Raw genomic sequence first — 14,690 nt, 5'->3', positions numbered from 1 at the left:
GCCCCCCGCTTCATTCTCTGAATCTAGCATACACCATAATTCGCCATTTTCAGAGCCCCAAGGGTGCGGAATGTGAGTTGATCGCTTCCAATACCTGCATTTTTTGGCCCATGGCACTGACAATAATAACCTTGGCTTCAGGATAAACCTTAATCAAATTTTTTAAAGCTTCAATTCCGTCCATCATCGGCATGCTAATATCCAGTGTGATGATATCCGGGGTATAGTAAATATAGTTTTGCAGGACCTCCCGCCCGTCGGCGGCTTCAGCCACGATTTCATGTCCGGCCCGTTCCAGAATGCTGCGGATGTTTTTTCTCATAACTCCCGAATCGTCAACGATCATAATTTTGGCCATCTGCATGTTTTCCTCCACCTGTTATTCGGCTTGCATCATCACAACACGGGCCAGCTCCGTCTTATCCATCATCGGGATGAAGAAGCAGCGGAACAAGCCCTGATCGGCTGTATATGTCTGTACTTCGTAGACGGCAGCCCGAATGCCCATGCTGCGGGATAAAATCATCAACGGATTGCCCAGAAATACGGTTTGATCCTCTCCCGCGTTCAGCGCATTGCCGGCGATGACATTGGAAACCTCTGCAACGACCTCCACCGCATATTGGGCGGCCTCCAAGTCACAGATGGGATCGACCATGAACCGTTTGGCCAACAGCCGGGCAAAAGCAGGATCAGCCGTAAACAGAAAGCCGCCCTGAACGCTGCCGCTGATTTGAATGAAGACGGTCACGTCCTCGAGCAGGAGAGCGTCGACGCCTGTCCGCTGGCTGGGAACAGAAACAAGCTGGTTAAAGCCTAGCTGGTGCAAATAACGCTCGGCCGTTTCCAGAATGGCAGCAAACAATGGCGTTCTCGCCGGATTGGATTCCATTATGCCGGTTCTCCTTTCATGGGGCGGCAGGCAGTGTAAATACGAAGGAGGTGCCTGTCCCCACCTGACTGCGAATTTCAATCGTTCCGCCGAGCTGTTCAACCTCGTCCTTCACGACCGACAGGCCGACGCCACGTCCGCCGATTTCCGTGACCTGCTGCGCGGTAGAGAGCCGATCCTGGAAAATAAGCAGCAGGGTCTCTTCATCCGTGAGATGCTCCGGGAGCCCCTGCTGGCCCGCTTTCCTGCGCAGCACCACAGGATCGATGCCCCGCCCGTCGTCGCCAAGGGTAATGCGAAGCGCATCACCGGTTTGCTCAATCCTAAAGGAGACCTGACCGTATTCATCCTTGCCGCTGGCAATTCGCTCATCAGGCGGTTCGATGCCGTGCACAATGACATTGCGTACGACATGAACGAAGGAGCGGGCGAATCCGTACAGCCGTTCCGGATCAACGGAAATGTCTCCGCCCTGAAGCTCCACCGGATGAAGCAGAATCCCGCTGCGGTCGGCCAGCTCGGACAAGTATTGCAGGTAAGGCTGGAACAGAGTGTATACCGGCCGATACCGCCAAGTACGGAATTCCTTCAGCCAGCCGAGCTCCTCGGGAGCCGTTGCTATCCGCTCCAGCTTGTGCTCAATGGCAAGCCATTGCTCCCGGCTCAGGCGAATGTCCTGATTTTGCAGCAGCTCGTCGCAGGCAGTGCCCAACACGGCACGGAGCAGGGCGGTGTCTTCCTCCAGCCATTGCCCGATTCGCTCTTCCTGCAGCAGGGCGGCGAGCCGGGCTGCGGTCAAGTCCGCCTCAGCCTCCAGCAGCCGCTGCAGCTTCGTTTCCAGCTCATGGAGCCGGGGGACAACGTGCACGAATTGCAGCAAGCCGAAGCTCCCCTTAAAGGTGTGAATCATGCGGCAAAGGATGACGGCCTTCTCCAGAGCAGAATGACCGGCGGCGAGAATCTCTCGGATCTCGGTTTGATGGAACGTTTCGAAATCCTTCGTAATCCGCATATATTCCTCAGGGTGCGTAATGGTTTGTACTACCATTTGCAGCATTCGTTGTTCTTCCTGCATGCGATGCTCCAGCCGGCGGGTCTCGGTATAATCGGTCAGCATTATCATGATTCGATCAGCTTGCTCTTCCGAAGGCTGGCCCGTCCAAGGAATACATTGATATTCCGCCTTAATAATACGGCCATGAAGGTGGAGTTCCTCCGGCAGCAGGGAGAACATCAATTCCTTTCTCATGGCGTCGCTTTCTTCATAGTAGCTTGTCAGGATAGAAAGCAGCAGCAGCTGGCCTTCCTCGTCCTCCGGGTACAAAAGCGGTCCAACCGGCAAGCCGCCAGGCTCGCAGCCGAGAAGCCGGACACATTCCACACTGTATTCTCCGCGGACAGTTAAATCAGGCCCGATGGACATGAAGCCTTGCCGGGCATGATCCAGCAGGTTCCGGATTTCTGCGGTGCGGCGTTCCACGGTTTGCTCCAGAGCCTGATTCCAGTGCATGATTTGCTGAATGGCATGGACGATTTCGGCTTCGGCCTGCAGCACATGCTTCGGTACCGTCTCTACGGTTTCCCCTGCAGCGACCCGTTGAAGCGAGGCGGTAAAATGGCGAAGCGGCATAATGATGCGCAGCCGGAGCAAATAAATGACCAGCAGCAGCAAGAATGCCATAATAACGGAAACGACGATAGTTAATTGGCTTAGATTGCTGGCGGCTTGGGTTGCCGACAATGAAGCGATCCGGGTGTGCATCAAGCCAATGACCTGGCCGTTCATATCCCGAAGCGGCGCGTCGACCTGGGAGAAGTAGACCTCGTTTTTGCGTTCCAGCACGAATTTTCCTGGCCCGTCTGCTTCCGGCGGCTTCAGGTCTTGGCCTATCCAATCGTCCTGCAGGCTGTCGCCGGATGCGAGAAGCTGTCCCGAATAAAGCTGCAGGGCAATGTCTGTTTGCAGGGTGTCCCGGATTTTCTGAACAATTTCTGCAGTCAGGAGTCTGCCCGTAATAAGCAGTCCGGCAGAGGGCTGCTGGCCCATCTCGTCGGTAACCTGGGAGACGGCGATTACGGCGAGGCCCCGGGACGTGTTCAGCAATCCTGTAAAAACACGCTCGTCCTTGGCCCGCTCAAGCAGGAGGGGGTAGCCGATTTGTCCGGTAAGCTCCGCCACATCGCCGGCCTGCACGATAACGTTGCCCGCCAGGTCCGTCTCGGCGGCGAAATCGATGTTAGGCACGATGCTGGGCATGTCCCCGATATTACTGCCCAGCCAGTCCATATCCCGGCTGATCAGGGCTTGACGATTCTGCTCCCAGTAACCGTTGGTTACCGTTACTCCCTGGATCGTGTCGCCCAGGTTCTCAATGGATTTATGTACGGCATGGCTGCTCAGCAGCGCCTTTTCCTTTTCAATCTCCTGTACGCTGGAGAAGCTGCTGATATTGATGTAAGCCAGCAAAGCGGCTAAGGGAAGTACGACAAGCAGCAGAATCCAAAGCAGCAGCTCCGAGGTGAAGCTGCGGTGTTTGCGGACACCAAGCATAGGGGCCCTCCGTCCAGATAAGTTCAAGAAGAGTTTAGTTCCATTATGTATGATTTGTATGCCGGTGTCACCCCATTTTGACGTGATTTTCGCCAAGGATCGACAAGCTCCAGTAAGGTCGGGACGGGCTTCAGGGGAAATCATCGAAAAGCAGGGGAAATACAATTGACAATAAATTCAACTCCCTGCTACAATACACTAAAACCTAGTATTCCGCTTGGATATAAAAAGGCGAGGCATTTGGAGACACAGCGACTGACACTTTTGGGGAGCAGCTGTGTTTTTCTGTATTTATTACACATGCAAAGTAGGGGGAGCCACATGGCAAAAGGCTATGATGTGATTGTTGCGGGGGGCGGCTCGTTTGGGATGAGCGCGGCATATTATTTGGCGAAGCAAGGGGCGAATGTTCTTGTTCTGGACGCTCACGATCCGCCGCACGACAAAGGCAGCCATCACGGACATACCCGGATTTTCCGCATGGCGTACACAATGGGTCCGGATTATGTCTCGCTGGCGATTCGATCCAGGCAGCTATGGGAGCAGCTGGAGCAGGAAGCGGGAGGCTTGGGGGAGCTTGTTGCGGATCAAGGGAAACGTCCGAGCCAGCCGGGCGCGGATAGAACGATATTCCGGCAAACCGGCGTCGTTAGTGTCGGGCCCGGCGGCTCGCGTTTTTTGCGATCGAAGGAGGAGAGCTGCCGTACCTTCGGTATACCGTATGAGCGATTGACTCCGTTCCAGCTCCGTCTGCGCTGGCCGGGATGGACCGTTCCCGAGGGCATGGAAGGGCTGTATGAGCCGGAAGCGGGCATCTTGTTCTCCGAGGCGGTTATCCGCGCTTACCGGTTGCTGGCACTGAAGCACGGGGCCGAGCTGCTCGTGAATACCCCGGTTCACGGCCTGCAGTACGGGCCGGATTCGGTGACGGTTCATACGTCCGGGTCCAGCTATACGGCGAGCCGGGTCCTGCTTAGTCCGGGCGTGCGCCTTCCTCAGCTGGTGCCGGAGCTGAATCTGCCAATCCGGACGCTGCGCAAGGCTATCGGCTGGTTCGAGGCCCCGGCTGAGCGTTATGAGGCGGGGGTATTCCCGGCTTTTATCGTGAATGAAGGCCATGATGTGGAGTATTACGGGATTCCCGCTGTGGACGGGCGCGGATTGAAGGTCGGCAGGCATGATCAAGGGCAGGTGCTGCTGCCGGATCAGACGGCGCTGCCGTTCGGGGTCTATCAGGAGGATGAGGCCCATTTGAAGGCCTTCCTGAGCACGTATATGCCGCAGGCAAAGGGCATTGTATCAGCCGGGGTTTGCAAATATGAGATGACGCCGGATGAAGGGTTCTTCATCGGGCGTCATCCTCATCAGCCGAAGGTATGGATCGCCGGCGGCGGTTCAGGGCACGGCTTTAAATTTGCCAGCGCGATTGGCGAAGCGTTGAGTCAGGCAATGCTGTTCGGCCGAAGCGAGAAATCCTTGGCAGCATTTTCAATTCCAAAGAGATAAGGACGTGCGGATTAGCCTGATTGACAAGCAGGTGAAGATAGCTGACAACATGCCGCTTCAAGCTGTATGGCAGGCGGAGCTTTTGGCAGCCGCAGAATAGAATCGGGAAGCACCGCGCGCTGCGCCACGGCACACGGTGCTTCGCTGCATGACGGCGTTTATTCGAACGCAGGAGTCACAGGAGGGATACGGGGATAGAAGGGGCGAAGAGCATGTCAGCATTCAACAGAAGCTTTGTTAAAACAGAGCTGCAGGAGAACCGGTATGAGCAGCTCAGCCGGGCGGCGGACCGGATTGCCGGTTATGCGGAGGAAGCCGACCGGCTGAGCCGCTTCTCCCATGCATCAATCGAAGTGCTGAGGGAGATTGGTTATCCGGCGTTCACCCTCCCCTGCGAGTACGAAGGGAAGGGAATCTCTCTCTATGAGTTTGTGCTCTATCAAGAACGGCTGGCCCAAGGGGATGCTTCCATTGCGCTTGGCATGGGCTGGCATTTGGGTATTTTGTTTGACCTGGCGCATAAGCGTCCTTGGCCGGAAACGAAATTCGCGGAGGTATGCCTGCAGTCGGCCAGAAACGGGGCGCTTCTGAACCGGGCTGCCTCGGAAAGTGCAACGGGAAGTCCTTCCCGTGGAGGAATGCCGCAGACGGTGGCGGTACAAGACGGCGGCGGCTATCGAATTCGCGGGCGAAAAACGTTTACGACGCTTGCGCCGGTGTTGGACTATTTTATTGTGACGGCGGTTCTGGAGGAAACAGGGGAGCACGCCGAGCTGCTTGTGGAACGGGAGACGGCAGGGGTAAGCATTGATCCAACCTGGAATATGGCGGGCATGCGCGGTACAGCAAGCCATGATTTGGTGCTGGACGATGCTTGGGTGCCTGCGGATAGTATCGTTGAAGTTCATACGGCGGAGAAGGGCAGACAAGCCAGTCCGTATCTGCTTCATATTCCGGCCTGCTACCTGGGGATAGGGCTGGCCGCAAGGCGTGAAGCGCTGCATTTTGCCGCCCGTTATCAGCCCAGTACGCTGGATAAGCCGATTTTGCATACTGAACAGGTGAAGCGGCTGTTGGGCCTGATAGAGCTGGAGCTCTGTGCAGCCCGTCATTTTATGTACTCGGTCGCGGAGCGCTGGGATCAGGGTGTAACCCGTCCGGAGAGCTTGGCGGCCGATCTCGCCGCGGTGAAATATGCGGCGGTGCGGGCAGCGGTATCGGCTGTAGATCAGGCGATGCAAATTGTGGGGGTCCACAGTCTGGCGATGTCGCATCCGCTGCAGCGTATGTACCGTGACGTCCGGTTCGGACTGCATAACCCGCCGATGAATGATACTACGCTGCGGCTGCTGGCGGACCGCGCTGCTGCGGAGGCGGAAGCGGAGGGGCCGGGAGAGGGGGCAAGGCTTCACCTCTCATGATTGTGCATGCGTGAAAGAGCTGCTTCTGTTCTGACGCTTGGCTGGACACTGGAGCCGGGCAAAGACGCGGCAAGCATATTTTGTTGCCGGCTGGGGCATGTTATTCGGGGTTGTATATGCCCGATAAACCATTAGGAGGAATCCCCATGATGCAGCCGATGACAGCCAAGGAGCTGGAGTACATCGCCGACTCTATGTCCAATGAGGATTTGCTGGTGAAGCAGTGCGCTGTTGCCGCCCAAACAAGCCAACATCCGATGATCCGCAACGCCTGCATGGACATGATGAACATCCATCAGCAGCACTATCAGCAGCTGATGCAGTGCCTGCACCAGCACGTCCCGGCAGCGCCGCAAATGCCCGGTGCTTCATCTTAGAGGAGAGGTGATGAATACAATGCAATCCATGTCCATGCAGCAAAACAGTATGCCAATGCAGCAGCCGAGTGCGCAGCTGGAGGAGCAAGATATTTTGTATACGGTTTTGTGCGATCTGAAACGCACGGCCCGCGAATACACCACCGCAGCCACGGAATCCAATTGTTCTGTGGTCCGTCAGGTGTTTCACCAGCTGCTGAACAGCACGCTGAACATGCAGGAGCATGTGTACCAGCTGATGAAGCAGCATCAGATGTATAACACGTCTTCTCCTGCACTCCGGCAGGAGCTGGATAAGCAGCTGCAGCACTACCGGCAAACAGAGCAGCAAACGATGCAGCTCCTGCAGAATAAGCTTCAGCTGGGCGGAAGCGGCGCAAGGGGCTTCCAGGGAACGGGAATGGGAATGCAGCAGCAGCCAAGTCCGGGCCAATCGATTTACGGACAGGTTCAACTGCCGATGCAGCCGATCATGCCGAACTATCCGCCGTCCGCATCCTTATCCCAAGGACAAGGACAGCGCGCAGGCGCACCGTCTCACATCTATATGTAAACCGGCGTTCAGGCAAGCTGCCGGACATCACAACACCCGCCATAATCTTAACGGTCAAACCGTTGAGAGTGACGGGTGTTTTTTACTTTTAGAGCGTGCGGGTAAAGTCTAGAATTACTTGTGCCAGCTCCTGCGGGGCTTCCATCATCCCCATGTGACCGGCACTTTCCAGGATGCTCTCCTTAATGTGGCCGCCCGAAACGGAGAATGCCTTCTCGACACTGACAATTTGATCGTGCCGCCCTGCCACAATCAGCACCGGCAGTGCCGTCTCACGAAGCACATGGCGCCGGTCCGGTCTTGCCCGCATGGCGTCCAGCGTATGAATCGCCGCCTGCGGGCTCGTGACATAACCGATTTCGTTCGCCGCGGCGACCTGCTCGGGCATGGTGTCCAGGTGCTGCGGAGCAAACAGCTTTCTGGTCAAATTGTTCACAAAAGGGACGATGCCGTCCTGACGTATAGCCTCCATCGATTTCAGCCGGTTTTGCTTGCCGGTCTCATCATCAGGCAGCGCTGTCGAATGCACCAGGCCGAAAGCCAGCAGCCGCTCGGGATACTGCTCGGCAAAGGCAAGCGCGATATAGCCTCCCAGTGAATGGCCGAGCAGCACCGCCTTGTCCACGCCAAGCTGATCCAGCAGGGAACGGATGTCCCCCGCCATCTTTTCGACCGAGCAGGGCTCCTCCGGTGTGCCGGAATGTCCATGTCCCCGCAGATCGGGAGCGATTACGCGGACGTTCTCCCCGAGCTGCGGAAGAACCTGCTCCCAGTATCCGCTGCTTCCGCAAAAGCCGTGCAGCAGCACGACGGGCAAGCCTTGTCCGTATTCCCGATAGGCCATGGTGAAGCCGTCTAAGGAGGCGTGGCGGATTTGCTGCGGGTTGCGATTTGCTTCATTCATAAGTTATCGGCCCCTTCTGATTTTAAAATCCATCCTAGTTTACGGTTATTGTACCACATTCAGTACGATTCAACCGTCCCAAAACTGCCGTTTTTTGCTGTTGAAATGGAAGCAGGACGGGGTCAATAGAACTTTGTTTCCATCTTTATCGATAAATCGATATTATGTTACAACCTAAACGGCCGGGCTTTTTGGGGGTTAAGGGCGCGACAGCATCCGGACCGATTGCCTCCTGATTCCCGGTTTCCGGCCAGCAGAGGAGAATCCGGTTTGGTTCGCAAGGGCTTTGTGATAAAATCAGGGTATGGGAACAGAACGGAGGCGTGGCGCTTGGTTGTGCGAAAGCTGGAATGGCTGGAGTTGGAGGATGGGAAGCGGGCTGCGGTCCACGTTTGGCTGCCTGGGCCGCAGCAGTCTGTGCATGCTGCGGTTCATATTTGCCACGGAATGGCGGAGCACGCGGGGCGCTATGAGCGTCTTGCCGTGGAGCTGGTCTCTCATGGCTGCGCCGTTGCCGCACAGGATCACCGGGGGCATGGACAAACCGCAGGTTCCCTGGACCAGCGGGGTGTTTTGCCGAGCCGGGGCGGCTGGGAGCAGCTGGTGCGGGATGCGCAGGCAGCTGCGGTCTGGACGGCGGGACTGGCTCCCGGCAAGCCTTTGTTTCTGCTGGGGCACAGCATGGGATCGTTTTTGGCCCGCCGTGTTGCGCAGGTTGGCCTGCCGCAGCCGGGGCTCCGGTTATCCGGTCTGATTGCAAGCGGCACAGCCGGGAACCCGGGCCCGATGGCTGCAATCGGACGCCTTCTGGCTCGTTCGGCGGCTTCACTTCATCGTCCGGATACGCCGAGTCCGCTAATGGACCGGCTAATTTTCGGCGGCTACAACCGCCGTTTCCGTCCGGTCCGCACAAGCTATGACTGGCTGAGCAGGGATACACAGGAGGTTGGCCGCTATTTGGCCGATCCCTGGTGCGGAGGGATTTTCCCGGCGCGGTTTTATGCGGAGCTGCTGTACGGCATCCGGCAGGTGAACCGCCCGGCGGAGCTGCGCCGCACGCCTCCGGAATTGCCGGTGCTGCTCCTGTCCGGCAGCGAGGACCCGCTGGCCCGGCTCGGACGAGGCATTGCTGCTGTCCAGCGCGCCTATGCCGGGGCGGGTGCTGCCGATGTGCAGCTGAAGCTGTATCCTGGCGGGCGGCATGAGCCTCTGAACGAAGTGAACCGGGATGAGGTTGTACGGGATATCCTTGTATGGCTGGAGCAGCATGGACTTCCAAGGTCTGAATGTTACCACTAAAAAATAAAAATCCCATTTTTTAGTCATTTCTGAGATTGACTATGATTTGTTTTCATGGTTATAATTATTTTGAATTCAAACTAAAATGCGGTGAATCTATTATTCAGTAGCGAGGTAGTTGCATATGGATCAGCTTCCGAACCATCATTGGAGCCAAGAACAAGAACTGACCATGAAACTGTTTATCGTCTTGTCCCGGGCGTATAAGGCCCTGATGGAGCATTCCCAGCGCGATGTCCAGCGGCATGGCCTGAACGACACCGAGTTCGCTGTTTTGGAGCTTTTGTATCATAAAGGCCCGCATCCGCTGCAGCAAATCGGCGACAAGATTTTACTGGCAAGCGGCAGCGTAACCTATGTCATCGATCAGCTGTCCAAAAAAGGATTTTTGCGCCGCAGGCCCTGCGAGAAAGACCGTCGCGTCATTTATGCCGAGCTGGAAGAGAAGGGGCGGCTTTTGCTGGACGATATTTTTCCGGCTCACGTGGAAGCGCTGTTATCTGCAACGGCGTCCCTGACCATAGAAGAAAAGGCCCAAGCCGCCGAGCTGATGAAAAAGCTCGGACTTGGCGCACGAAGCCGGCTGAACGCTTAAGCCAGGCGCTTGAATGCCGAACTTCCCCGTTACAAGGAGCTATGGCCTGCAACGCGGAAGTGCTGGATGCCTTTGCTCATGAACCATTTAACTGGAGGAGAATATCTGATGGCGTTTCTTCCTGCTGAATTACAAGGACAGCCTTCATCTATGCCTGAAGCTGAAACGGAAGGGATGCGGGGAGCATCCGGTGCTCGGCAGGGGACTGTCGGTGACCTGATCTGCCATCCGGTTAAAGCTATGCGCGGCCAGGCTGTCCAGGCCTCTTATATCGGCCCGCACGGGCTGTATGGGGACCGCAGCCACTGGCTGACGGATGATACCCGGCCGGGTGAGCCGCTTTCGGCTGACATCTTTCCGGGCATCCTTGGCTACCAGGCTCACTTTGACTGGGAGCGCACGAATTCGGCGGCCGGTCATGCCCTGTCGGAAGCGGAGGCCTTTCCTCCGCTGGCCGTGACTGCGCCGGACGGAGCCTGTTTTGCCTGGGGAGAACCGGAGCTGGCCGGGCATATCGGGCAGGCATCGGGGCGCGCGGTTACTCCGGCTTCAGCCGCTCCTCAAGAGCCCGGCAACAACTGGGAGGATCATCTGCTAATCACCACAGCGTCCTCCTTGCAGGCGCTGGCCGGTATGCTCGGCTGGCCTTCGCTTGATCACCGGCGATTCCGGGCCAATGTGGTGCTGGCTAATGAGGAGGCGGAGCCTTTTATCGAAGAAGCCTGGATTGGCCGCATACTTCAGCTTGGAGACGCTTTGGTGCGTATCAATAAGCCCTGTGGACGATGCATGTACGTGAACATCGACCCGGACCGGCTTACTCTGCATCCTGAGGTCCTGAAAGCGGTTGTCCGCCAGTGCCGTAACAACTTCGGTGTTTACGCTTCGGTTATTCGCCCGGGTGCTGTCCGCGTGGGAGACCCGGTTATTTTGTACGGCGCTGGTGATTCCGCAGAAGCTTCGTGTTGAAATATAACGGTCATGTGCAACAAGATAACCCGTTCGCGGTTCTTCATACCGCGGCGCCAGACAGAACAAAGCGGCCGAAACCGGCCGCTTTGTTCTGTCAATCGGGTCCGTTGCTGGCTGATCCTGTGGCGATCACCGTCATGTGAGGCCATACTGCGCGCCGGAAGCTGCGCGTGGTTTCGAATTGGCTAACCTTTCACAAGAACCAGGCGGCCGGAAGCTGTAAACTCTGCGCTTCCCGCCTGCACACAGCTCCCGTCCCGCGGTGGGGAGAAGGCATGATGGCGTCAACCACATGCCACAGCCGTTCCCTAATCGTTTTGGGTCCCGCTGTCCGGGCTAGTTTGCTTCCCGCCGCTGCTCGTATAATGTCCCCAGGTTTCCAGCAGCCCGTCATCCAGGGTGTAGGCCGGCTCCCACAGGAGGTCGCGTCCTGCGGCCCGGTTATCCAGACAGCAGTGAATAATATCGCCGGGCCGTGCCGGCTCGTGAACCGGATTGTACGGCTTCCCTGTCAGCTCGCACATGGTGCGCAGCAGCGAGAGAATGCTCACCGGCTGTCCGCAGCCTACATTGTAGATGCCGCGGCTGCCGCGCTCCAGTGCAGCCATATTGGCGCTCACCACATCCTTCACATAGATGAAATCCCGGGTGTTCCGCCCATCGCCATAAATGACCGGCGGCTGCCCGCGGAGCAGCCTGGCCAAAAAAATCGACACCACGCCCCCCTCGCTTTTGGCATCCTGACGAATCCCATACACATTCGCATAACGCAAGATGGTATAGTCCAGCCCATACAAGGACGAGAACGCTTCCAAATAATGCTCCGGCGTATGCTTGGAAATTCCATAGAAGGAAAGAGGCTGAACGGAGTGCGCCTCACTCAGCAGCAGCTGTTCCGACATGCCGTATACGGCGGCGGAGGATGCATATACAATCTTTCGTACGCCATGCTTGCGGCAGAGCTCGAATAGCGAAAGAGAGCCAAGAATGTTCACCTGTGCATCCCATAGCGGTCGCTGCAGCGAGGTCTGCACATCGATTTGGGCCGCATGATGGATGACGATCTCCGGCTGGAACGCAGCAAACAGCTCGGTTAAATGTGTGTCCAGTATGTCCATATGCCAAAATAAAGCCTGCGGATGCAGGAACGCGCGGTTTCCGGTTGACAAATTATCGACGACGGCTACGCGATGGCCTTCCCCGATTAAACGGTCAACGATATGGGAACAAATAAAACCGGCCCCCCCGGTAACCAGGATGTTCATTTCAGGATTCCTCCAGACGTGATGAGGGATTTTGGGAGCGCTGTCCGGCCGCTCGGAATGATGCTTTTATTGTATCAAAGTTTGACCTGCGGAGAAATGGAATTAAAGCGTTTTCTGGGAAATCAATACAGAAATGGGGTGGGTGTTGTTGCGTGGAGAGCAACTCGGCATCTGCGAGCTGTGCGGAAGGGATTCGGTCACAACGACGGAGCACCATCTGGTCCCCCGGGAAAAAGGAGGCGCACAGGCCCCGACCGCGAGGCTGTGCGTTGCATGCCATAAGCAAATTCATGCGTTGTTTACCAATGATCAGCTGGTTGCCGGGCTGTACACCCTCGAGCTGCTGAAGGCGAACCCTGCGGTGGCCAGGTATTTGAAATGGATTCGCAAGCAGCCGCCGAGCGTTGTCCCGCGATTGCGCAAGTCTCGGGAAGTGCGGGGATGGACGTAGAAGCCGTTAAGGAAATGAAATAACTGAAATCGAAGCTTTGTACAATGGGAAAGCGGCATGAGCGTTAGGATGTCGCTACTTGCCAAGCCTGAGCAGCCACACATACACGACGTGTATCCAGTAAAGCTGATGGTTCTGCATATTTATTCAAAAGGACTGAATATAGCTTGTGTCATAGGCTGTGAAAAAATGGCCGCGGCATCCAGCGCTCGGAATGCTGGCGAACGGTGCTCCAGTAACGGCGGGACGGTGTGCCGGCTCGATCGGCCTCTACCAGCCGCCCTTTTTTTATTAATCCGTTATCATCCATCCTCTGAAAAAAAGCCCCCTCGAAAGGCGGCGCCTGAACACGGCTTCATTGCCGCCCGGCTGCCCTGGCTAATGCCAAGCGAATGCTTCCAACGGCGATCGTAATGCTTCCCTGTAGAAGCGGGAAAAGCCGGGCCGCTTCAAAGCGGGGCCGGATGTGCCGGTCAGAGCAGGGTGAGCCACAGTCCGAGCAGCGTAACGAGCAGGGTTGGCACCGTTAGCAGTATACCGGCCCTGCAGTAAGCGCCCCAGGTGATGCGGACCCCTTTGCGGGAAAGCACGTGCAGCCAGATGAGGGTCGCCAGGGAGCCGATAGGCGTCATCTTCGGGCCGAGGTCGCAGCCGATGACATGGGCGTAGATAAGCGCCTCCCGCAGGCTGCCGTTTAGCCCGGTGCTGTCAATGGCAAGGGCTCCGATGAGAACGGAGGGCAGATTGTTCATGACGGACGACAGCAGCGCCGACAGCAGGCCCATGCCGAAGACGGCGGCGGGCAGGCCGTGCGCGGCCAAGGCTTGAATCCAGCCGCCGAGCAGCTCCGTCAAGCCGGCGTTGCGCAGCCCGTAGACGACGACATACATACCAATGGAGAAAATAATGATGGTCCAGGGCGCCTCCCGGACAGCCTTGCCGGCATCGATAGCTTTGCTGCGGTATGCGGCGGTCAGGAACAGCAGGGCGGCGCAGCCCGCAATCAGACTGACCGGCATGTCCAGCCATTCGCCCAGGGCGTACCCGAGCACAAGCAGCAGCAGAATGCCCCACGCCAGCTGAAAAAGCCCGGGATGCTTAATGGCTTCCGCCGGTTTTTTGAGCCGGCTCACATCGTAACCGCCGCGCACAGCCTTGCGGTACAGCACATAAAGCATCCCCATGCTGGCGGCCAGCGAGAACAAATAGGGCACCAGCATGCGCGCCGCATATTCCCCGAATCCGATGCCGAAGAAATCGGCGGTTACAATATTGACGAGGTTGCTGATAATGAACGGGATTGACGCGGTATCGGCAATAAATCCGCTGGCGATGACATAAGCAAGCACCGCCCGATCCGAAAAATGCAAGGCCCGTACCTGAGCAAGCACAATCGGGGTGAGGATGAGCGCTGCCCCGTCGTTGTTGAATAGCGCGCTGACGACAGCGCCGAGGGCAATGGACCAGAGAAACAGCCGTTTCCCGCTGCCTCCGGCGAGACGGGCCATGTGCAGCGCCGCCCATTCGAAAAAGCCGATCTCATCGAGCAGCAGCGAAATTATGACCGCCGCGATAAAAGCGAGAGTCGCGTTCCACACCATGCCGGTGACCGTGCCGACATCCTGCAGGGACACCACGCCGCAGCCAAGCGCAGCAAGCGCGCCTCCGGCGGCAAACCAGCCGATTCCGAGTCCTTTCGGTCGCCAAATAACAAGGGACAGCGTACAAATAAATAAAACCGCAGATAACAAAATCATATCCTGCCTGCTTTCCAGATAATGACCAATGATCATCCATATAGGAATAAGATAAACTATAAGTACTATATAATCTCAGGCAATTTTCTGTAAAGTCAAACATGTATAAAAATGCAAATAAACATTCGATAAGTCCATTTTATTGGT

At 56.8% G+C, this 14,690-nt stretch carries 14 protein-coding genes; 8 read left to right on the top strand and 6 right to left on the bottom strand.

Annotated elements, in window-relative coordinates:
• Positions 1–49 precede the first annotated feature (49 nt).
• The 3 genes from WBG83_RS12690 to WBG83_RS12680 are packed head-to-tail and all read right to left on the bottom strand — an operon-like array spanning position 50 to position 3,443.
• Positions 50–364 (bottom strand): response regulator, encoded by a 315-nt coding sequence (locus WBG83_RS12690; RefSeq protein ID WP_336745428.1) that lies wholly within the window; start codon positions 362–364, stop codon positions 50–52.
• 15 nt (positions 365–379) lie between these two features.
• Entirely contained in the window at positions 380–892 is a 513-nt protein-coding gene (locus WBG83_RS12685) for a chemotaxis protein CheX (protein WP_336745426.1), read from the bottom strand.
• Positions 893–908: 16 nt separating this feature from the next.
• Positions 909–3,443, bottom strand: a complete 2,535-nt coding sequence (locus WBG83_RS12680; protein WP_336745425.1) for an ATP-binding protein — start codon at positions 3,441–3,443, stop codon at positions 909–911.
• A gap of 321 nt (positions 3,444–3,764) precedes the next feature.
• Between WBG83_RS12680 and solA the strand changes: the two genes are divergently transcribed.
• From solA to WBG83_RS12660, 4 genes are all read left to right on the top strand, one after another.
• Positions 3,765–4,949: an N-methyl-L-tryptophan oxidase gene (gene solA, locus WBG83_RS12675; protein WP_336745424.1), complete on the top strand. Its 1,185-nt coding sequence runs from the start codon at positions 3,765–3,767 to the stop codon at positions 4,947–4,949.
• 212 nt (positions 4,950–5,161) lie between these two features.
• Positions 5,162–6,370 carry an acyl-CoA dehydrogenase family protein gene (locus WBG83_RS12670; RefSeq protein WP_336745423.1) on the top strand — a complete coding sequence of 403 codons (1,209 nt, stop codon included), beginning with the start codon at positions 5,162–5,164 and terminating at the stop codon, positions 6,368–6,370.
• Between the two features lie 146 nt (positions 6,371–6,516).
• A complete protein-coding gene (locus tag WBG83_RS12665; RefSeq protein WP_336745422.1) occupies positions 6,517–6,747 on the top strand; it encodes a hypothetical protein in 231 nt (76 codons plus the stop codon).
• A 10-nt stretch (positions 6,748–6,757) separates the two neighbouring features.
• The gene (locus tag WBG83_RS12660; protein WP_336745421.1) at positions 6,758–7,300 is read left to right on the top strand and encodes a spore coat protein; all 543 of its coding nucleotides are present in this window, start codon (positions 6,758–6,760) and stop codon (positions 7,298–7,300) included.
• Positions 7,301–7,388: 88 nt separating this feature from the next.
• Here the strand turns inward: WBG83_RS12660 and WBG83_RS12655 are convergent, their stop codons facing one another.
• Complete coding sequence (locus WBG83_RS12655) at positions 7,389–8,204, bottom strand: alpha/beta fold hydrolase (RefSeq protein ID WP_336745420.1); 816 nt, start codon at positions 8,202–8,204, stop codon at positions 7,389–7,391.
• 336 nt (positions 8,205–8,540) lie between these two features.
• Here WBG83_RS12655 and WBG83_RS12650 point away from each other — a divergent pair, with 336 nt between their 5' ends.
• From WBG83_RS12650 to WBG83_RS12640, 3 genes are all read left to right on the top strand, one after another.
• Positions 8,541–9,503 carry a lysophospholipase gene (locus WBG83_RS12650; protein WP_336745438.1) on the top strand — a complete coding sequence of 321 codons (963 nt, stop codon included), beginning with the start codon at positions 8,541–8,543 and terminating at the stop codon, positions 9,501–9,503.
• Positions 9,504–9,627: 124 nt separating this feature from the next.
• Positions 9,628–10,098, top strand: a complete 471-nt coding sequence (locus tag WBG83_RS12645; protein WP_336745419.1) for a MarR family winged helix-turn-helix transcriptional regulator — start codon at positions 9,628–9,630, stop codon at positions 10,096–10,098.
• A gap of 78 nt (positions 10,099–10,176) precedes the next feature.
• Entirely contained in the window at positions 10,177–11,067 is an 891-nt protein-coding gene (locus WBG83_RS12640; RefSeq protein ID WP_336745418.1) for an MOSC domain-containing protein, read from the top strand.
• Between the two features lie 311 nt (positions 11,068–11,378).
• On the opposite strand, the gene WBG83_RS12635 is transcribed toward WBG83_RS12640, so the two are convergent.
• A complete protein-coding gene (locus WBG83_RS12635) occupies positions 11,379–12,335 on the bottom strand; it encodes an NAD-dependent epimerase/dehydratase family protein (RefSeq protein WP_336745416.1) in 957 nt (318 codons plus the stop codon).
• Between the two features lie 148 nt (positions 12,336–12,483).
• Between WBG83_RS12635 and WBG83_RS12630 the strand changes: the two genes are divergently transcribed.
• The gene (locus WBG83_RS12630; RefSeq protein ID WP_442955834.1) at positions 12,484–12,786 is read left to right on the top strand and encodes an HNH endonuclease; all 303 of its coding nucleotides are present in this window, start codon (positions 12,484–12,486) and stop codon (positions 12,784–12,786) included.
• 473 nt (positions 12,787–13,259) lie between these two features.
• Here WBG83_RS12630 and WBG83_RS12625 read toward each other — a convergent pair whose 3' ends face one another.
• Positions 13,260–14,543, bottom strand: a complete 1,284-nt coding sequence (locus tag WBG83_RS12625; RefSeq protein WP_336745414.1) for an arsenic transporter — start codon at positions 14,541–14,543, stop codon at positions 13,260–13,262.
• Positions 14,544–14,690: the final 147 nt, after the last annotated feature.

Source organism: Paenibacillus sp. y28 (assembly GCF_037137075.1).
GTDB lineage: Bacteria > Bacillota > Bacilli > Paenibacillales > NBRC-103111 > JBBBNV01.
Note: the sequence above shows the minus strand (reverse complement) of the source record. Positions and strands in the feature narration are given on the sequence as shown.

What these genes read in the sequence shown, in the direction of transcription:
- WBG83_RS12635 (WP_336745416.1), bottom strand. Translation starts at nt 12,335, where the DNA reads ATGAACATCCTGGTTACCGGGGGGGCCGGTTTTATTTGTTCCCATATC.
- WBG83_RS12690 (WP_336745428.1), bottom strand. Translation starts at nt 364, where the DNA reads ATGCAGATGGCCAAAATTATGATCGTTGACGATTCGGGAGTTATGAGA.
- WBG83_RS12685 (WP_336745426.1), bottom strand. Translation starts at nt 892, where the DNA reads ATGGAATCCAATCCGGCGAGAACGCCATTGTTTGCTGCCATTCTGGAA.
- WBG83_RS12645 (WP_336745419.1), top strand. Translation starts at nt 9,628, where the DNA reads ATGGATCAGCTTCCGAACCATCATTGGAGCCAAGAACAAGAACTGACC.
- WBG83_RS12640 (WP_336745418.1), top strand. Translation starts at nt 10,177, where the DNA reads ATGAACCATTTAACTGGAGGAGAATATCTGATGGCGTTTCTTCCTGCT.
- WBG83_RS12670 (WP_336745423.1), top strand. Translation starts at nt 5,162, where the DNA reads ATGTCAGCATTCAACAGAAGCTTTGTTAAAACAGAGCTGCAGGAGAAC.
- WBG83_RS12625 (WP_336745414.1), bottom strand. Translation starts at nt 14,543, where the DNA reads ATGATTTTGTTATCTGCGGTTTTATTTATTTGTACGCTGTCCCTTGTT.
- WBG83_RS12660 (WP_336745421.1), top strand. Translation starts at nt 6,758, where the DNA reads ATGAATACAATGCAATCCATGTCCATGCAGCAAAACAGTATGCCAATG.
- WBG83_RS12655 (WP_336745420.1), bottom strand. Translation starts at nt 8,204, where the DNA reads ATGAATGAAGCAAATCGCAACCCGCAGCAAATCCGCCACGCCTCCTTA.
- WBG83_RS12680 (WP_336745425.1), bottom strand. Translation starts at nt 3,443, where the DNA reads ATGCTTGGTGTCCGCAAACACCGCAGCTTCACCTCGGAGCTGCTGCTT.
- solA (WP_336745424.1), top strand. Translation starts at nt 3,765, where the DNA reads ATGGCAAAAGGCTATGATGTGATTGTTGCGGGGGGCGGCTCGTTTGGG.
- WBG83_RS12665 (WP_336745422.1), top strand. Translation starts at nt 6,517, where the DNA reads ATGATGCAGCCGATGACAGCCAAGGAGCTGGAGTACATCGCCGACTCT.